The 15,861-nt window shown below is 72.4% G+C and carries 10 protein-coding genes; 5 read left to right on the top strand and 5 right to left on the bottom strand.

Translation table 11 applies throughout. From position 1 onward, the window contains the following. Positions 1-45 precede the first annotated feature (45 nt). On the bottom strand, positions 46-1,521 hold the full coding sequence (locus ACFWFR_RS10085; RefSeq protein ID WP_377622774.1) for a xylulokinase: 1,476 nt from the start codon (positions 1,519-1,521) through the stop codon (positions 46-48). 46 nt (positions 1,522-1,567) lie between these two features. Beyond that, a complete protein-coding gene (xylA, locus tag ACFWFR_RS10080; protein WP_318244696.1) occupies positions 1,568-2,749 on the bottom strand; it encodes a xylose isomerase in 1,182 nt (393 codons plus the stop codon). Between the two features lie 97 nt (positions 2,750-2,846). On the opposite strand from xylA, the gene ACFWFR_RS10075 reads away from it, so the two are divergent. Both ACFWFR_RS10075 and ACFWFR_RS10070 read left to right on the top strand, forming a co-directional pair. After that, positions 2,847-4,133, top strand: a complete 1,287-nt coding sequence (locus ACFWFR_RS10075) for an ROK family protein (protein ID WP_377622773.1) — start codon at positions 2,847-2,849, stop codon at positions 4,131-4,133. A gap of 144 nt (positions 4,134-4,277) precedes the next feature. Further along, complete coding sequence (locus ACFWFR_RS10070) at positions 4,278-5,051, top strand: ABC transporter ATP-binding protein (RefSeq protein WP_377622772.1); 774 nt, start codon at positions 4,278-4,280, stop codon at positions 5,049-5,051. Positions 5,052-5,145: 94 nt separating this feature from the next. Here the strand turns inward: ACFWFR_RS10070 and mgrA are convergent, their stop codons facing one another. Both mgrA and ACFWFR_RS10060 read right to left on the bottom strand, forming a co-directional pair. Further along, the gene (mgrA, locus tag ACFWFR_RS10065; RefSeq protein ID WP_191806020.1) at positions 5,146-6,189 is read right to left on the bottom strand and encodes an L-glyceraldehyde 3-phosphate reductase; all 1,044 of its coding nucleotides are present in this window, start codon (positions 6,187-6,189) and stop codon (positions 5,146-5,148) included. Between the two features lie 44 nt (positions 6,190-6,233). Beyond that, a complete protein-coding gene (locus tag ACFWFR_RS10060; protein ID WP_377622770.1) occupies positions 6,234-7,283 on the bottom strand; it encodes a LacI family DNA-binding transcriptional regulator in 1,050 nt (349 codons plus the stop codon). Positions 7,284-7,521: 238 nt separating this feature from the next. Between ACFWFR_RS10060 and ACFWFR_RS10055 the strand changes: the two genes are divergently transcribed. After that, a complete protein-coding gene (locus tag ACFWFR_RS10055; protein ID WP_377622768.1) occupies positions 7,522-10,515 on the top strand; it encodes a discoidin domain-containing protein in 2,994 nt (997 codons plus the stop codon). 79 nt (positions 10,516-10,594) lie between these two features. Here the strand turns inward: ACFWFR_RS10055 and ACFWFR_RS10050 are convergent, their stop codons facing one another. After that, on the bottom strand, positions 10,595-11,665 hold the full coding sequence (locus tag ACFWFR_RS10050; RefSeq protein WP_377622767.1) for a LacI family DNA-binding transcriptional regulator: 1,071 nt from the start codon (positions 11,663-11,665) through the stop codon (positions 10,595-10,597). A gap of 295 nt (positions 11,666-11,960) precedes the next feature. Here ACFWFR_RS10050 and ACFWFR_RS10045 point away from each other — a divergent pair, with 295 nt between their 5' ends. Then, positions 11,961-14,216: a discoidin domain-containing protein gene (locus tag ACFWFR_RS10045; RefSeq protein ID WP_377622765.1), complete on the top strand. Its 2,256-nt coding sequence runs from the start codon at positions 11,961-11,963 to the stop codon at positions 14,214-14,216. 123 nt (positions 14,217-14,339) lie between these two features. Next, positions 14,340-15,770, top strand: a complete 1,431-nt coding sequence (locus ACFWFR_RS10040; protein WP_377622763.1) for a DUF1996 domain-containing protein — start codon at positions 14,340-14,342, stop codon at positions 15,768-15,770. The last annotated feature ends 91 nt before the right edge of the window (positions 15,771-15,861 follow it).

Genomic DNA, 15,861 nt, shown 5'->3' with positions numbered 1-15,861 from the left:
CGCCTGGCGTGTCGCACAAGAGCTCCGCACTCAGCGACAACCTTCTCAGGTCAGGTCGCGCACCGCCGCGTACCGCGCACGGATCCCGGGCTCGGGGGCCGCGTCGTAGCCGCTGCTCGACGACGTCTCCCACCTCGGGGCCTCCGCCGCACCCGACAGCACCCAGGCTGCCTGGCGAGCGGCGCCGTCGGCCACGTACTCGCCCGGCTCGGGGACCGCGACGGGCAGGCCGAAGACCTGCGGCGCGATGCGCCGGACCGCCTCGGACTGCGCGCCGCCGCCGATCAGCAGCAGCCGCTCGACCCGGACCCCCTGCTCGCGCAGGGCGTCGAGACCGTCGGCCAGGCCGCACAGCATGCCCTCGACCGACGCCCGCGCAAGGTGCTCGGGCGTCATGGTGGACAACCGCATGCCGTGCAGCGTGCCGCTCGCGTCAGGACGGTTGGGCGTGCGCTCGCCCTCGAGGAACGGGACGAGCACGAGCCCGTCCGCCCCCGCGGGCGCCTGGAGCGCGAGCCGGGACAGGCCCGCGTGATCCACGCCCAGCACCCGCGCGGTCGCGTCGAGGACGCGGCTCGCGTTGAGGGTCACCCCGAGCAGCAGGAAGTTGCCCGTGGCGTCGGCGAAGCCGTTGACGAGCCCGCTCGCGTCGGCCGTGGCCGACGTGGCGATCGCCGAGACGACTCCCGAGGTCCCGATCGAGACCGCGACGTCGCCCGCGCCCATGCCGAGCCCCAGGGCCGCGGCCGCGTTGTCCCCGGCACCGGGGCCGATCAGGGCCCCACCGGTCACCGCAGCACCGGCCACGGCGGCCGAGGCCACCCCGCCGTCCTCGCCCGGGCCGAGGACCCGGGGCAGCACGACGTCCGAGCGCCCGAGCGCGAGCTCGAGCAGGTCGGTGCGGTACGCACCGCGCCCGCCCTCGGCCGAGGCGTCGAAGTACCCCGTGCCCGAGGCGTCGGAACGGTCGGTCACGAGCGCGCCGAGGTCGGGCTCGAGGCCCTCGCTCCGCGGGCCGTAGCCGGCGATCCGCCACGTCAGCCAGTCGTGCGGGAGCGCGACGGCCGCGACGCGCGCGGCGTTCTCGGGCTCCGCGTCGCGCAGCCAGCGCAGCTTGGTGACCGTGAGCGACGCGACGGGCACCGAGCCGACGGCCTCGGCCCACGCCTTGGCGCCGGCGCCGGGGTCCCCGTCACCGAGCTCGCGGATCAGGTCGACCGCGGCACCGGCCGAACGGGTGTCGTTCCACAGGAGCGCGGGACGGATCACCTCGCCGTCGGCGTCGAGGACGACCATGCCGTGCTGCTGCCCGCCCACGGCCAGGGCCGCGACGTCGTCGAGCCCGCCCGCGACCTGGACCGCGCTGCGGAACGCCGTCCACCAGGCGTCGGGCGAGACCTCGGTGCCGTCGGGGTGCGACGCCGAGCCGGAGCGCACGAGCGCCCCGGTCACGGCGTCACGGACGACGACCTTGCAGGACTGCGTCGACGAGTCGACCCCCGCGACGAGACCGCCGGTCATGCCGCACCCCCGCGCGTGGCCGCGGCCGGCACGATTGCGCCCCTCATCAGCCGATCAGGTGCTTGAGCGCGAGCTGGTTGAGGCGCACGAAGCCGAAGTCGCGCTCGGCGGCGGCCTCGACGTCGAACTCCTCGTAGGCCGAGCGGTCCGCGAGCAGGTCGGCGACGGACTCTCCCGCGCCCAGCGTGGTCTCACCGAGCTCGAACACGCCCGAGTGCTTGAACGCGGCCTGGACCTCGGGGTCGGCCCGGTACTCGGCGGACTTGCGCGCGAGCATCGAGTAGGTCTCCATGTTGGCTTTGGCGGAGTCCCAGACGCCGACCTCGTTCTCGGTGCGCGAGGGCTTGTAGTCGAAGTGGCGGGGGCCCTCGTAGCGGGGCCCGCCGTTCGGGAAGCCGTTCTCGACGAGGTCGACCGTGAAGAACGCGGAGAGCAGGTCGCCGTGGCCGAACACGAGGTCCTGGTCGAACTTGATGGACCGCTGGCCGTTGAGGTCGATGTGGAAGAGCTTGCCGGCCCACAGCGCCTGCGCGAGGCCGTGCGTGTAGTTCAGGCCCGCCATCTGCTCGTGGCCCGTCTCCGGGTTGAGGCCCACGATGTCGCCGTGCTCGAGCTTCGCGATGAGCGCGAGCGCGTGCCCGATGGTCGGGAGGAAGATGTCGCCGCGGGGCTCGTTGGGCTTGGGCTCGAGCGCGATCTTGATGTCGTAGCCCTGGTCCTTGATGTACGCGGCCGTGAGGTCGAGACCCTCGGCGTAGCGCTCGTGCGCGGAGTGGAGGTCCTTGGCGCCGTCGTACTCGGTGCCCTCGCGGCCGCCCCACATGACGAACGTCTTGGCGCCGAGCGACGCCGTGAGGTCGACGTTGCGCAGCACCTTGCGCAGCGCGTAGCGGCGCACGCCGCGGTCGTTCGAGGTCAGGCCGCCGTCCTTGAAGACCGGGTGGCTGAACAGGTTCGTCGTGACCATCTCGATGGTCAGGCCGGTCTCGTCGGCGGCCTTCTTGACCTCGCCGAGGAGCTGCTCGCGGGTCGCGTCGTCGGAGCCGAAGGGCACCACGTCGTCGTCGTGGAACGTGAAGCCCCACGCGCCGAGGTCCGCGAGCTTGCGGACGGACTCGGCCGGGTCGAGGTGGGGGCGGCTGGCTCCGCCGAACTGGTCCTGACCGGTCCACCCCACGGTCCACAGGCCGAAGGAAAAGTTGATGTTCTGGTCGATCGCGTCAGCCACGACAGTCTCCTCGTCGAGATGGGCCGGCTCCTCGGTCGAGCAGGCCGCCATTTGTTGTATGGATGAACTTATGTGGTCCTGTCGGTAAGGTCAAGACGTGAACCGCGACGAGTCCTCGACCAGCGTCAGGACGCCCACCCGGGGGCGCTCCACGGCCGCCCGCCAGCACACCCTGCGCGAGTACAACCTCGCCCTGGTCTCGCAGGCGATCTTCGACGCCACGACCCCCCGCTCGCGCGCGGACATCGCCGGGACCACGGGCCTGACCCGCGCCACCGTGTCGGTGCTGGTCGACCAGCTCATCGAGGCGCGGCTCGTGCGCGAGCTCCCGCCCGCGACACCGTTGCGCGCGGGCCGCCCCGCCGTCCCGCTCACGCCCGCCGAGCGGACCGTGGTCGGCCTGGGGCTCGAGGTCAACGTCGACTACCTGGGCGGCACGGTCCTCGACCTCACCGGACAGGTCGTCGCGCAGGAGGTCGTCCCGGGCGACCTGCACGGCAGCGACCCCGCCGAGGTCCTCGGACGCCTGGGCGCGCTGGCCCGCCGTCTCGTCGAGGAGGTCGAGTCCCAGGACATGCAGGTCGCGGGCGCTCGGCTCGCCCTGCCCGGCCTGGTCGACGCGCGTGCGGGCCGCCTCCAGGTCGCACCCAACCTCGGCTGGTCCTCGTTCCTGCCCGTCCCGCTGCTCGGCCTGCCCGAGCGCCTCCCGGTCGAGATCGCCAACGAGGCCAACCTCGCGGGGCTCGCGCAGCTCGTGGCCCCGGTCCCGCCGGGCGAGGGCGAGCCCCGCGTGCCGCTCCCCGGGCCCGACGGCGCCGCTCCCCCCGTGCCGTCGTCGTTCCTGTACGTCTCGGGCGAGGTGGGCATCGGCTCCGCGATCGTGATCGACCGCGAGCTCTTCCTGGGCAACCGGGGCTGGAGCGGCGAGATCGGGCACGTCGTGGTCGACCCGCACGGGCCCCGGTGCCTGTGCGGGGCCACGGGCTGCCTCGAGCAGTACGCGGGCAAGGACGCGATGCTGCGCGCGGCCGGCATCCCCCTCGACGCCCCCGTCGAGAGGTTCCTCGACGCGCTCGAGGAGGGCACGCCGTCGGCCCTCGACGCCGCCTCGTCGGCCGGGACCGCGCTGGGGCGCGCGCTCGCGAACTTCGTGAACCTCATCGACATCGAGACCGTGCTGCTCGGCGGGATCTACACCGACCTGCTGCCCCACCTGCGCGAGGCCCTGACGACCGAGCTCACGACACGCGTCCTCGCGTCGCCGTGGACCGAGCTCGACCTGCGGCCCGCGCTCGTGGCCGGGCACGCGGCCATGATCGGCGGCGCGCGCACGGTGCTGCGGGACGTGGTCGCGGCGCCCTCGGCGTGGACGACGAGCGACTGAGCCCACCCCGCGACGACCTCGGGGCGGCGCCGGTGTGACCTGCGCCGCACCGCCGACCGGGAGAACGCGGGTACCGTCGTTCGTTGGACCAACGGGGACACCCACGCCCCCGCACCGGTTGACCCACCCTCGGAAGGACCGCGCATGACGACGACCCACACCCTCCAGGCGCGCGACCTCTGGGCCGGGCACGGCGGCGCCGACGTCCTGCGCGGCGTCTCGATCGAGCTCTCCGCGGGCCAGGCCCCCGTGGGGATCGTGGGACCGTCGGGCGTCGGGAAGTCGACCTTCATCAGCGCGCTGCTCGGCGAGATCAAGCCGTCGAGCGGGACCGTGACGTGGGGCGGGCGCACCGTGACCCGCCTGGGCCGACGCGACAAGAAGACGTTCAAGGCCGCCGTGCGGCGCGTGTCGCAGGACGGCCTGCCCGGGATCGACCCCGCGAGCAACGTGACGCACGTGCTCAAGTCCGGGCTGACCGACGCCCGCAAGGGCGGGCGTCCCTCGGGCCAGTCGATCGAGGACCTGCTCGACCTCGTCGCGCTCGAGCACCGCTACGCCGACCGTCCCCTGCGCACGTTGTCCGGTGGCGAGCGCCAGCGTGTGGCCCTGGCACGGGCCCTCGCGACGCGTCCCGACATCCTGCTGCTCGACGAGCCCCTCACCGCGCTCGACCCGACCATGCGCGGCGAGATCGCCGGTCGCGTCAAGGACGCCGCAGCCCAGCTCGGGACGGGCGTGCTCCTGGTGTCCCACGACCTCGAGCTGGTCCACCGCATGACGGCGTCCGCGCACCTGCTGGTCGACGGCGAGTTCGTCGAGTCCGGCCCGCTCCAGCAGGTGCTCGCCGAGAGCGAGCACCCCGTGGTCCGTGAGCTGGCCGAGGCGGCACCGCTCGCGGTCCAGCGCTGGAGCTGAGCACAGCGACCCGGCCCGGCTCTCCCCCGGGAGCCGGACCCCCCGGCCGGTCGGACGGCTCGACGCCGCCCGACCGGCCGTCAGGCCAGCGGGCTCAGCGCGTCGTGCCGTCGACCGCGAACGGCTCGATCGCCGCGATCTCCTCGGCCGTGAGAGCGGGCGCGTCGAGCGCCGCGACGTTGTTCTCGAGCTGGGCGACGCTGCTCGCACCCACGAGCGCCGAGGTGATGCGCTCGTCGCGCAGGACCCAGCTCAGCGCGAGCTGCGCGAGCGACTGGCCGCGTCCGGCAGCGATCTCGTTCAGCGCACGGGCACGCTCGAGGTACGTCTCGGAGATCGCGGTGGGCTTGAGGAAGTGCCCGACGGCGGCGCGCGAGTCCGCGGGCACCTCGCCCGAGAGGTAGCGGTCCGTCAGCAGACCCTGCTGGAGCGGCGAGAAGACGATCGTGCCGACGCCGAGGTCCTCGACGACGTCCAGCAGGTTCTCGCCGTCGTCGTGCCCCGCCTCGGGCAGCTCGACGTGCCGGTTGAACATCGAGTAGCTGGGCTGGTGGATGAGCAGCGGCGTGCCGAGGTCCGCGAGGATCTGCGCGGCCTCGCGCGTCTGCGACGGCGAGTAGTTGGAGACGCCGACGTACAGCGCACGCCCGCTCACCACGGCCGTGTGGAGCGCGCCCATGGTCTCGGCGAGCGGGACCGTGGGGTCGAACCGGTGCGAGTAGAAGATGTCGACGTAGTCGAGACCCATGCGGGCGAGCGACTGGTCGAGCGAGGACAGCAGGTACTTGCGCGAGCCGCCGTCACCGTAGGGGCCGGGCCACATGTCGTAGCCGGCCTTGCTCGAGATCACGAGCTCGTCGCGGTAGGGGCGCAGGTCGCGCGCGAGGTGGCGCCCGAAGTTCTCCTCGGCCGAGCCGTAGGGCGGGCCGTAGTTGTTCGCGAGGTCGAAGTGCGTGATCCCCAGGTCGAACGCGCGGCGCAGGATCGCGCGCTGGTTGTCGAACGGGTTGACGTCACCGAAGTTGTGCCAGAGGCCCAGCGACAGTGCGGGGAGGGCGAGGCCGCTGCGACCGGAGCGCCGGTACGTCATGGACTCGTAGCGGTCGTCGGCAGCGAGGTAGCGGGGTGCAAGAGGCATGCTGCCATTCTGCACCCCGGGTCAGGTCGGGGTCTCGGGCTTTCTCAGGCCGAGTCGCGCACCACGAGGGTCGGGTCGAACACGACCGAGCGCACCTGGCGGTCGCCCTCGGCGATCTGCCCGATGAGGAGCCGGGCCATCTCGGCCGCCATCTCCTCGACGGGCTGGCGCACGCTCGTCAGCGCCGGGCGGCACAGGGGCGCGATCGAGCTGTCGTCGAACCCGACCACGGCGACGTCCTCGGGGACGCGCAGGCCGCGGGCCTGGATCGCGTGCACGGCACCCTGCGCCATGTAGTCGTTCGCCGCGAACACGCCGTCGAGCCCGGGGACCGTGTCGAGGAGACGTTCCATCGCGGCCTCCCCGCCCTCGAGCGTGAACTCGCCCGCGACCTCGGGGACGTATGCGCGACCGTGCCGGGAGACCTCGTCACGGAAGCCCGCGAGGCGCTCCTCGGCCGCGTAGAGGCCCGAGGGGCCCGAGATGACCGCGAGCTCGTCGCAGCCGCGCTCGATGAGGTGCTTGGCCGCGAGCCGCGCGCCGTCGCGGTTGGCGACGTCGACGAAGCTGATGGGCAGCGCGGGCTCGGGCCGCGCGAACAGGACCGCGCGCTGGCCGGCCTCGACGAGCATGCCGGGCAGCGGGTCGTCGGCCTGGGCGGCCACGAGGAGCGCGCCGTCGGCGTTGCCCTGGCGCAGGTAGGTCATGACCTGGGCGCGCGCGTCGTCGGTCTCGGCGAGCATGAGCACGGGGTGCAGGTCGTGGGGGCGCAGGGCGCGCACGAACGCCGCGACGATCCGGCCGAAGAACGGGTCCGCGAAGACCTGCCCGGTCATCTGGTTGCCCTCGATCTCCGGGTCGACGCCCGAGATCACGACCGCGACCGTGCCCGTCCTGCCCGTGACGAGCGAACGGGCCGCGCGGTTGGGCACGTAGCCCGTCTCGACGATCGCCTTCTCGACGACCGCCTTGAGGTCGGGCGCGACCTGGCGCTTCTGGTTGATCACCCGGGACACCGTGGCGCGCGAGACTCCCGCCACCCGGGCGACGTCCTCGAGCGTCGGGGGCGTCGAGACTCGGCCGTCCTCACGCATGGGGCGAGGCTAGCAGCGCGGAGCGCGCTCCTGGGACAGCCACGGGCCCGACGGCGGAGCGCCGCCCCGCGCGTCGGGTCGCGTCCGGCTGCCGCGAAGAACGCGGGAGAGCGCTCTCTTGACGCCGGACCCCCTCACCTGAATACTGGCCGACATCGTGAGAGAGCGCTCTCTCACGACGTGCGTCCTGCTCGGCGTAGAGCCCGGACGCGGTCGACGACGACCTAGGAGAGAACCGATGCCCTTCTCGCCCCTTCCCACCGTGCCGCCCGCGGCACCCGTCCCGCAGCGCCGGAGACGCCCGTCCCGCCGAGGAGCCGGAGCGGCCCTCGCCCTGGCGGTCGCCGCGGCGGGCCTCGCGGTCCCGCTCGTCCCCGCGGCAGCGGCCGACGGCCCCACGCTCCTGTCCCAGGGCAAGCCCGCGACGGCGTCCTCGACGCAGTCGCCCGACGGCTACCAGGCCGGCGAGGCGTTCGACGGCGACGGCGGCAGCCGTTGGTCGAGCCTGGCCGCCGACCCGCAGTGGATCCAGGTGGACCTGGGTCAGCGGGCCACGATCGACCGGGTCGAGCTCGACTGGGAGGGCGCCTACGGCAAGGGGTACCGGATCCAGACCTCCGACGACGGCACGACCTGGACCACCCTGAGCACCGTGACGAACGGCGACGGTGGGGCGGACGTGCTCGACGTCGACGGCGCCGGCCGCTACGTCCGCCTCCTCGGCGACGTCCGCGGCACGGGGTACGGCTACTCGCTGTGGGAGTTCCGCGTGTTCGGCGAGCCCGCAGGCGGGCCGGTGGACCCCGTGGACCCGGTGGACCCCACCAACCCCACGGCCTGCCTGACCGACGTGACCGCAGGCGCGACCGCGACGGCCTCGTCGCAGCAGGGCGACTCGACCCCGGCCAAGGCCGTCGACCAGAACACCAGCACCCGCTGGGGCTCGGTGCTCGACACGACCACGTGGACGGGCCAGGACGACGAGTGGCTGCAGGTGGACCTGGGCGAGACCGACGAGGTCTGTGGCGTGAGCATCCTCTGGGAGGGCGCGTACGGCAAGGACTACGACATCGAGCTCTCGACCGACGGCTCCACGTGGACCACTGCCGCCCAGGCGCGCAACCAGGACGGCGGGACCGACGTCGTCACGTTCGACACGACCTCGGCGCGCTACGTGCGCTGGCAGGGCGTCGCGCGCGGCACGACGTTCGGGTACTCGATGTACGAGTTCCGCGTTCTGACCCCCGGCGCCTCGATCGACCCGACGACCGACCTGTTCGGCCCGAACGTCCTCGTGTTCGACCCCTCGATGCCGGACTCCGCGATCCAGCACCAGATCGACACCGTGTTCGCCCAGCAGGAGCAGGACCAGTTCGGCCCCGGCCGGTACCAGTTCCTCTTCACGCCCGGTGAGTACGAGGTCGACGCGCGCATCGGCTTCTACACCTCGCTCTCGGGTGTCGGCCAGGACCCGACCGACGTGACCGTGAAGGGCGGCGACTGGGTCGACGCGCAGTGGTTCGGCGGCAACGCGACCCAGAACTTCTGGCGCTCGGCCGAGAACCTGTCGATCACGCCCGACGACGGCATGGCCCGCTGGGCCACGTCCCAGGCGGCACCGTTCCGCCGCATCCAGGTCAACGGCGGCCTCCAGCTCGACTCGTCGGCCTACGGCTGGTCGTCGGGCGGCTACATCGCCGACACCAACGTGACCGGGGTCGTCGAGTCCTGGACGCAGCAGCAGTGGTACGCCCGCGACAGCTCGGTCGGCGAGTGGAAGGGCGGCGTCTGGAACATGGTCTACTCGGGCGTCGAGGGCACGCTGCCCACGGCCGCGACGTGGCCCAAGCCCCCCGTGACCCGGCTCGACACGACGGGCACCGTCCGCGAGAAGCCCTACCTCTACCTCGACGGCGACGAGTGGGCCGTGTTCGTCCCCGAGCTGCGCGAGGGCACGACCGGCACCACCTGGAAGAACGGCCACACGGCCGGCACGTCGGTCCCGCTCGACGACTTCTTCGTGGCCAAGGAGGGCGACACCGCGGCCGAGATCAACGCGGCCCTGGCCGCGGGCAAGAACCTGCTCATGACCCCGGGCGTCTACCGCGTCGACCAGACGATCCAGGTCGACAGGCCCGGCACGGTCGTCCTGGGCCTGGGCTACGCGACGATCATCCCCGAGCACGGGGGCGTCGGCATGCACGTGGCCGACGAGGACGGCATCACGGTCGCGGGCATCCTGTTCGACGCCGCGGTCACCGAGTCCCCGGCGCTGTTCGTCGTCGGCGACGAGGGCGTCCACACCGACCACTCGGACGACCCGATCGTCCTGCACGACGTGTTCATGCGCGTGGGCGGTGCTGTCGCGGGCAAGGTCGACGCGGCCATGATCATCAACGCCGACGACACCATCGTCGACCACGTGTGGTCGTGGCGCGGTGACCACGGCGAGGGCATCGGCTGGGACCTCAACACGTCCGACTACGGGTTCGTGGTCAACGGGGACGACGTCTCGGCGTACGGCCTGTTCGTCGAGCACTACCAGAAGTACAACACCCTGTGGAACGGCGAGCGGGGCAAGACCGTGTTCTACCAGAACGAGCTGCCGTACGACGTCCCGGACCAGGCAGCCTGGCAGAACGGTGACACCCGCGGGTGGGCGGCCTACAAGGTCGCGGACGGTGTGAAGAACCACGAGGCCTGGGGCCTGGGCTCCTACTCGAACTTCACGTCCGACACCGAGGAGACCGAGATCGTCGTCGACGGCGGCTTCGAGGTCCCCCAGGTGGCCGGCGTCAAGATGCACAACATGCTCGTCGTCTCCCTGGGCGGCGAGGGCATCTTCGAGGCCGTCATCAACGGGGTCGGCCCGCGCGCCGACGGACCGGACACCATCCCGAGCTACGTCGCCTTCTACGGCGGCGTCGACGTGACGCCCGCGCCGGCGCTCGACGTGCAGGCCACGGCCGTCACGCGCTGCGTGGCCGGCAAGGTCCAGCTCGCGGTCACGGCGACCAACAAGGAGGGCGCGCCGGTCGACGTCGCGCTCGCCACGCCGTACGGCACCAAGACGTTCTCCCAGGTGGCGGGGGGCAGGCTCGCAGCACAGAGCTTCAACGCCCGGGCGGCCTCGGTCTCGGCCGGCAGCACCTCGGTGACCGCGACGGGCACCGTCGACGGGACGGCCGTCACGACGGTCGTGCCCGCGACGTTCGACGGGAGGACCTGCTGACCTCCTGACCGGGTGACCAGCCGGCCTGCCCGGGTCCGCGACACGACGTCGCGGCCCGGGCGGGCCGCCGGTCTGAACCTCAGGCCGAGCCCCGCACCACGAGCGCGGGCTCGAACAGCACCGAGCGCACCGCGAGCGTCGGGTCCTCGATGCGCTCGAGCAGGAGCCGGACCATCTCGCCCGCCATCTCCTCGACCGGTTGGCGCACGGTCGTCAGGGCGGGCCGGGCCCGCTGTGCGAGGGCGGTGTCGTCGAACCCGATGACCGCGACGTCCTCGGGCACGCGTCGTCCGGCCTCGTGCAGCACGTCGATCGCCCCCTGGGCCATGAGGTCGTTCCCCGCGAAGACCGCGTCGACCCCGGGCACCTGATCGAGCAGCGCCCGCATCGCGGCGTCGCCGCTCTCGATCGTGAAGTTCCCCTCGACCGACGGCACGTAGGCATGGCCCCGCCGCGCGAGGGCGTCCCGGAACCCGGCGAGCCGGTCGTTCGCCGCGAGCACCCCCAGCGGTCCCGAGATCGCGGCCGGCGCCGTCCTGCCGTCGGCCACGAAGTGCTCCGCGGCGAGCGCTCCCCCGTCCCGGTTGGCCAGGTCGACGAAGCTGATCGGGAGCGGCGACGACGGGCGCGCGAACAGCACCGCGGGGCGCCCGACCTCGACCAGGAGGGCGGGCAGCGGGTCGTCGGCGCGGGTCGAGACGTGCAGGACGCCGTCGGCGTTGCCCTGGCGGACGTAGGAGACGACCTGCGCCCGGGCCGCGTCGTCCTCGGCGAGCATGAGGACCGGGTGCACGTCGTGCGGGCGCAGGGCCCGGACGATCCCCGCGACGATCCGCCCGAAGAACGGGTCGTCGAACACGTGGCCCGCGTAGCGGCTACCGCCCGAGCCGGGGTCGGTCACGGGGTCCGTCTCGGGATCCGTGCCGGAGATCACGAGCGCGACGCTCCCGGTGCGTCGCGTGACGAGCGTGCGGGCCGCCCGGTGCGGGGAGTAGCCCGTCGCGGCGACCGCGCTCTGCACGAGCTCCTGGAGAGCGGGCGCGACCTTGCGCTTGCCGTTGATGACGCGCGACGCGGTCGCGCGCGAGACACCGGCGACGCGCGCGACGTCGTCGAGCGTCGGGCCGGCGGAGGGACGAGGTGCTGTCACAGGGGTGACGCTAGCATTCTCGGGATAGCGCTTTCCCGCCGAGGTGCAGCGCGCCAACGCGACGAACCGGCAGCATTCCGCCGTTCCTCCGTCCTGGTCGCCGCCCGTTCTGCCTTCTCGAAGTTCACCCCGCTGCACACTTTCGGGAACCGTTCCCTTGACAGCCCTCCTGAACGTCGGAATACTCCGAATTCGGATGAGAGCGCTCTCCCGGATGGATCCAGCTCGACGAAGAACTGATTCCCGGAGCCTGCCGACGACGGCCAGGACTCCTGTCTCCCCCGAGAGGTAGAACATGAGACCCCCGCACACCCCTGCCAGACCGCGGCGCAGCAGGCGGCGCAGCCTGACCGCGCTCGCCCTGTCGCTGCTCGTCGCGTCCGCGACCCTGGTACCCGTCGGAGCCGCCGAGGCGGCCCCGACCCTGCTGTCCCAGGGCAAGCCGGCCACGGCGTCGTCGGTCGAGAACCCCGACTACACGCCCGCCTCGGCAGCCGTCGACGGCAACCCGGGCACGCGCTGGGCCAGCGCCTGGTCCGATCCCCAGTGGATCCAGGTCGATCTCCAGCAGCGCTCCACGATCGAGCGCGTCGAGCTCCAGTGGGAGTCGGCGCACGCCAAGGCGTTCCAGATCCAGGTCTCCGACGACGCCACGACCTGGACCGACGTCTACTCGACGCAGAGCTCGACCGGCGGCGACCAGACGCTCGCCGTCACCGGAGCCGGCCGCTACGTGCGGCTCCTCGCGACGCAGCGAGCCACGGGCTACGGGAGCTCCCTGTGGGAGCTCAAGGTCTTCGGCACACCGGGCGCCGGCCCTGTCGATCCCGTCGACCCGACCGACCCCGTCGACCCGACGGACCCCGACTACGTGAACCCGGGCCACCCGAACGTGCCCGTGCCGGACTCGGGTCCGAGCACCGTGAAGGTCGTGGGCGGCAGCGGCGACTGGGACCTCCAGGTCGACGGCAAGCCGTACACGGTCAAGGGCTTCACCTGGGGACCGTCGTTCGCCTCGGCCGACCACTACATGGCACCGCTCGTCGCCATGGGCGCCAACACGGTCCGCACGTGGGGCACGGGAGCCGACACCAAGCAGCTGCTCGACTCCGCGGCCGCTCACGACGTCCGCGTGGTCATGGGCTTCTGGCTGCTGCCGGGCGGCGGGCCGGGCTCGGGCGGGTGCATCAGCTACACGACCGACACGAGCTACAAGGCGACGACCAAGGCCGACATCCTCCAGTGGGTCGAGGCCTATAAGAACCACCCGGGCGTCCTGATGTGGAACATCGGCAACGAGGCGATCCTGGGCCTGCAGAACTGCTTCTCGGGCACGGTCCTCGAGGCCGAGCGCAACGCGTACGCCGCGTTCGTCAACGAGGTCAGCGTCGCGATCCACCGGATCGACCCGAACCACCCCACGACCAACACCGACGCCTGGGCCGGCGCCTGGCCGTACCTCAAGGCCAACGCCCCGGACCTCGACCTGCTCTCGATCAACGCCTACGGCGACGTGTGCAACATCCGGGAGAACTGGGAGGCCGGCGGCTACGACAAGCCCTACCTGCTGACCGAGGGCGGCGCGGCCGGCGAGTGGGAGGTGCCGGACGACGTCAACGGCGTGCCCGACGAGCCGACCGACATCGAGAAGGGCGCGGCGTACGTCTCGTCCTGGAAGTGCCTCATGGAGCACGAGGGCAAGGCGCTCGGCGCGACGTTCTTCCACTACGGCACCGAGGGCGACTTCGGCGGTGTCTGGTTCAACGTGATCCCGGGCGACAACAAGCGCCTCGGCTACTACTCGATCGCCAGGGCGTGGGGCGTCGACACGTCCGCCATGAACACCCCGCCCCGCATCCAGAGCATGGACGTGCCGGGCTCGACGAGCGTCGTCGCCGGGTCCTCGGTGGACCTGAACCTGACCGCGACCGACCCCGACGGCGACCCGATCAACTACGTCGCCTTCTTCAACAGCAAGTACATCGACGGGGCCGGCGGGCTCGCCTGGACCGCGCTCACGCAGACCGCTCCCGGGAAGTTCACGGTCACCGCGCCCGAGCGCCTCGGCGTGTGGAAGGTCTACGTGTTCGCCGAGGACGGCCAGGGCAACGTGGGCGTCGAGACCAGGTCGCTGCGCGTGGTCCCACCTGCGGTCCAGGGCACCAACCTCGCGCTGGGCAAGCCCGCCACCGCGTCGAGCTTCGACCCGTGGAACGGCGACTACTCGGCCGCCCGCGCGGTCGACGGCGACCTGGGCACGCGCTGGGCCAGCCAGTGGGGCCCGACGGCCTGGTTCCAGGTCGACCTGGGCTCGGTCAGGTCGTTCGACCACCTCCAGCTCGTGTGGGAGGCGGCGTACGGGAAGTCGTACGAGGTCCAGACCTCGGACGACGGCTCGACGTGGTCGACCGTCAAGACCGTCACGGGCGGCAACGGCGGCGTCGACGACCTCGACGTCGCGGGGTCCGGGCGCTACGTGCGCCTGAACCTCACCGAGCGCGGCACCGAGTGGGGCTACTCGCTCTTCGAGCTCGGCGTCTACGCGCGCTGACGAGACCCCGGGTGGGAGCGGCGCCCCCGCTCCCACCCGGACCCGCGCCCGGGGGCCACCGCACGGTGGTGGGCGCGTCGCGCTCCGGCGCGACCTCCCGACGACGACGTCACAGGAGGAAGCATGCACCGCACCACTCTCACGTCCCGCCGAGCGCCCGGGGACTCCCCGCAGCGCCACGGCCTGCCCCGCGCCCGACGACGGACCCGCGCCCTGGTCGGTTCGCTCTCGGCCGCCGCACTGGTCGCCTCGTCCGCGATCGCGATCGGCGCGGCCGGAGCGGCCAGCGCCGCACCGGGCACCCTGCTCTCGCAGGGAGCGCTGACCGAGGCGTCGAGCTCGGAGTCCGGCGGGCTCGGCCCGCGCTTCGCGGTCGACGGCGACCGGTCCACCCGGTGGGCGAGCTCACCGGGCGACGACCAGTGGTTCCGCGTGGACCTGGGCGACTCGTTCGCGCTCGACACGGTCGTCCTCGACTGGGAGGCCGCGTACGGCAGGGCGTTCACGATCCAGGTGTCGGACGACGCCACGACGTGGACCACCGCGGCGACCGTCACGGCCGGCACGGGCGGGCTCCAGACGCTCGACGTCGACGCGACGGGTCGCTACGTCCAGCTCGTCGGGACCCAGCGCGCCACGGGCTACGGCTACTCGCTGTACGAGCTCCAGGTCTTCGGGGACGGCACGCCCGTCGAGGTGCCCGAGACCCCGGTGTTCGACGACGAGGTCACGCACCACGAGTTCCAGGCGAACTGCTCGTTCTCGCACTTCGAGAAGGACGACCCGATCGTGTTCCCGGGCCAGCCGGGCGCCTCGCACCTGCACACGTTCGTCGGCAACCGGTCGACCGACGCCTTCTCGACGCCCGAGTCGCTCTTCGCGAGCACGGACTCGACGTGCACCGTGCCGCAGGACCACTCGGCCTACTGGTTCCCCGCGCTCTACCGCGGGGACACCCCGATCGCCCCGGACATCCCGATGACGATCTACTACAAGTCCGGGATCGACGACTACACCAAGGTCGTGCCGTTCCCCGCGGGCCTGGAGTTCGTGGCGGGCGACATGATGGCGACCGTCGACTCGTTCCGCACGGCCCCTGGAGCGGTCGAGGGCTGGGAGTGCGGCGAGATCTCCAAGAGCTGGTCGATCCCCGACCACTGCGACCCCGGCAGCCAGCTCAACCTGCGCTACCAGTCGCCGAGCTGCTGGGACGGCAAGCACCTGACGCCGGGCGCCGCCTCGCACATGGGGCACGGCACGCACATGGCCTACCCCGTCGCGGGGCAGTGCCCCATGACCCACCCCGTCGCGGTGCCCATGCTCGAGTTCAAGATCGCCTGGCCCGTGAGCGGTGACATGTCGGACGTGCGGCTGGCCAGCGGCTCGGACCAGTCGTGGCACTACGACTTCGTCAACGCCTGGGAGCCGGACGTCCTCGCGGCGCTCGTCAAGCAGTGCATCAACGGTGGCCTGCAGTGCAACCCGCGCGGCTACGACCTCTACAAGCCGCACCGCGGGACGGTCCTCGACGAGGACTTCAACCTGGTCGGCTGACGCCCCCCCCAACCCCGCGCCCGCCCACCCGGTCGGGGCGGGGCCGAGGACATCGGCCGACGACGAAGGGCCCCGAGCCGTCAGGGGGCGG

The organism is Oerskovia sp. NPDC060287 (assembly GCF_042726775.1).
Classification (GTDB): Bacteria; Actinomycetota; Actinomycetes; order Actinomycetales; family Cellulomonadaceae; genus Oerskovia; species Oerskovia merdavium.
Note: the sequence above shows the minus strand (reverse complement) of the source record. Positions and strands in the feature narration are given on the sequence as shown.

Coding starts and splice junctions, on each gene's coding strand:
- ACFWFR_RS10045 (WP_377622765.1), top strand. CDS start 11,961: ATGAGACCCCCGCACACCCCTGCCAGACCGCGGCGCAGCAGGCGGCGC.
- ACFWFR_RS10055 (WP_377622768.1), top strand. CDS start 7,522: ATGCCCTTCTCGCCCCTTCCCACCGTGCCGCCCGCGGCACCCGTCCCG.
- ACFWFR_RS10040 (WP_377622763.1), top strand. CDS start 14,340: ATGCACCGCACCACTCTCACGTCCCGCCGAGCGCCCGGGGACTCCCCG.
- ACFWFR_RS10060 (WP_377622770.1), bottom strand. CDS start 7,283: ATGCGTGAGGACGGCCGAGTCTCGACGCCCCCGACGCTCGAGGACGTC.
- ACFWFR_RS10070 (WP_377622772.1), top strand. CDS start 4,278: ATGACGACGACCCACACCCTCCAGGCGCGCGACCTCTGGGCCGGGCAC.
- mgrA (WP_191806020.1), bottom strand. CDS start 6,189: ATGCCTCTTGCACCCCGCTACCTCGCTGCCGACGACCGCTACGAGTCC.
- ACFWFR_RS10085 (WP_377622774.1), bottom strand. CDS start 1,521: ATGACCGGCGGTCTCGTCGCGGGGGTCGACTCGTCGACGCAGTCCTGC.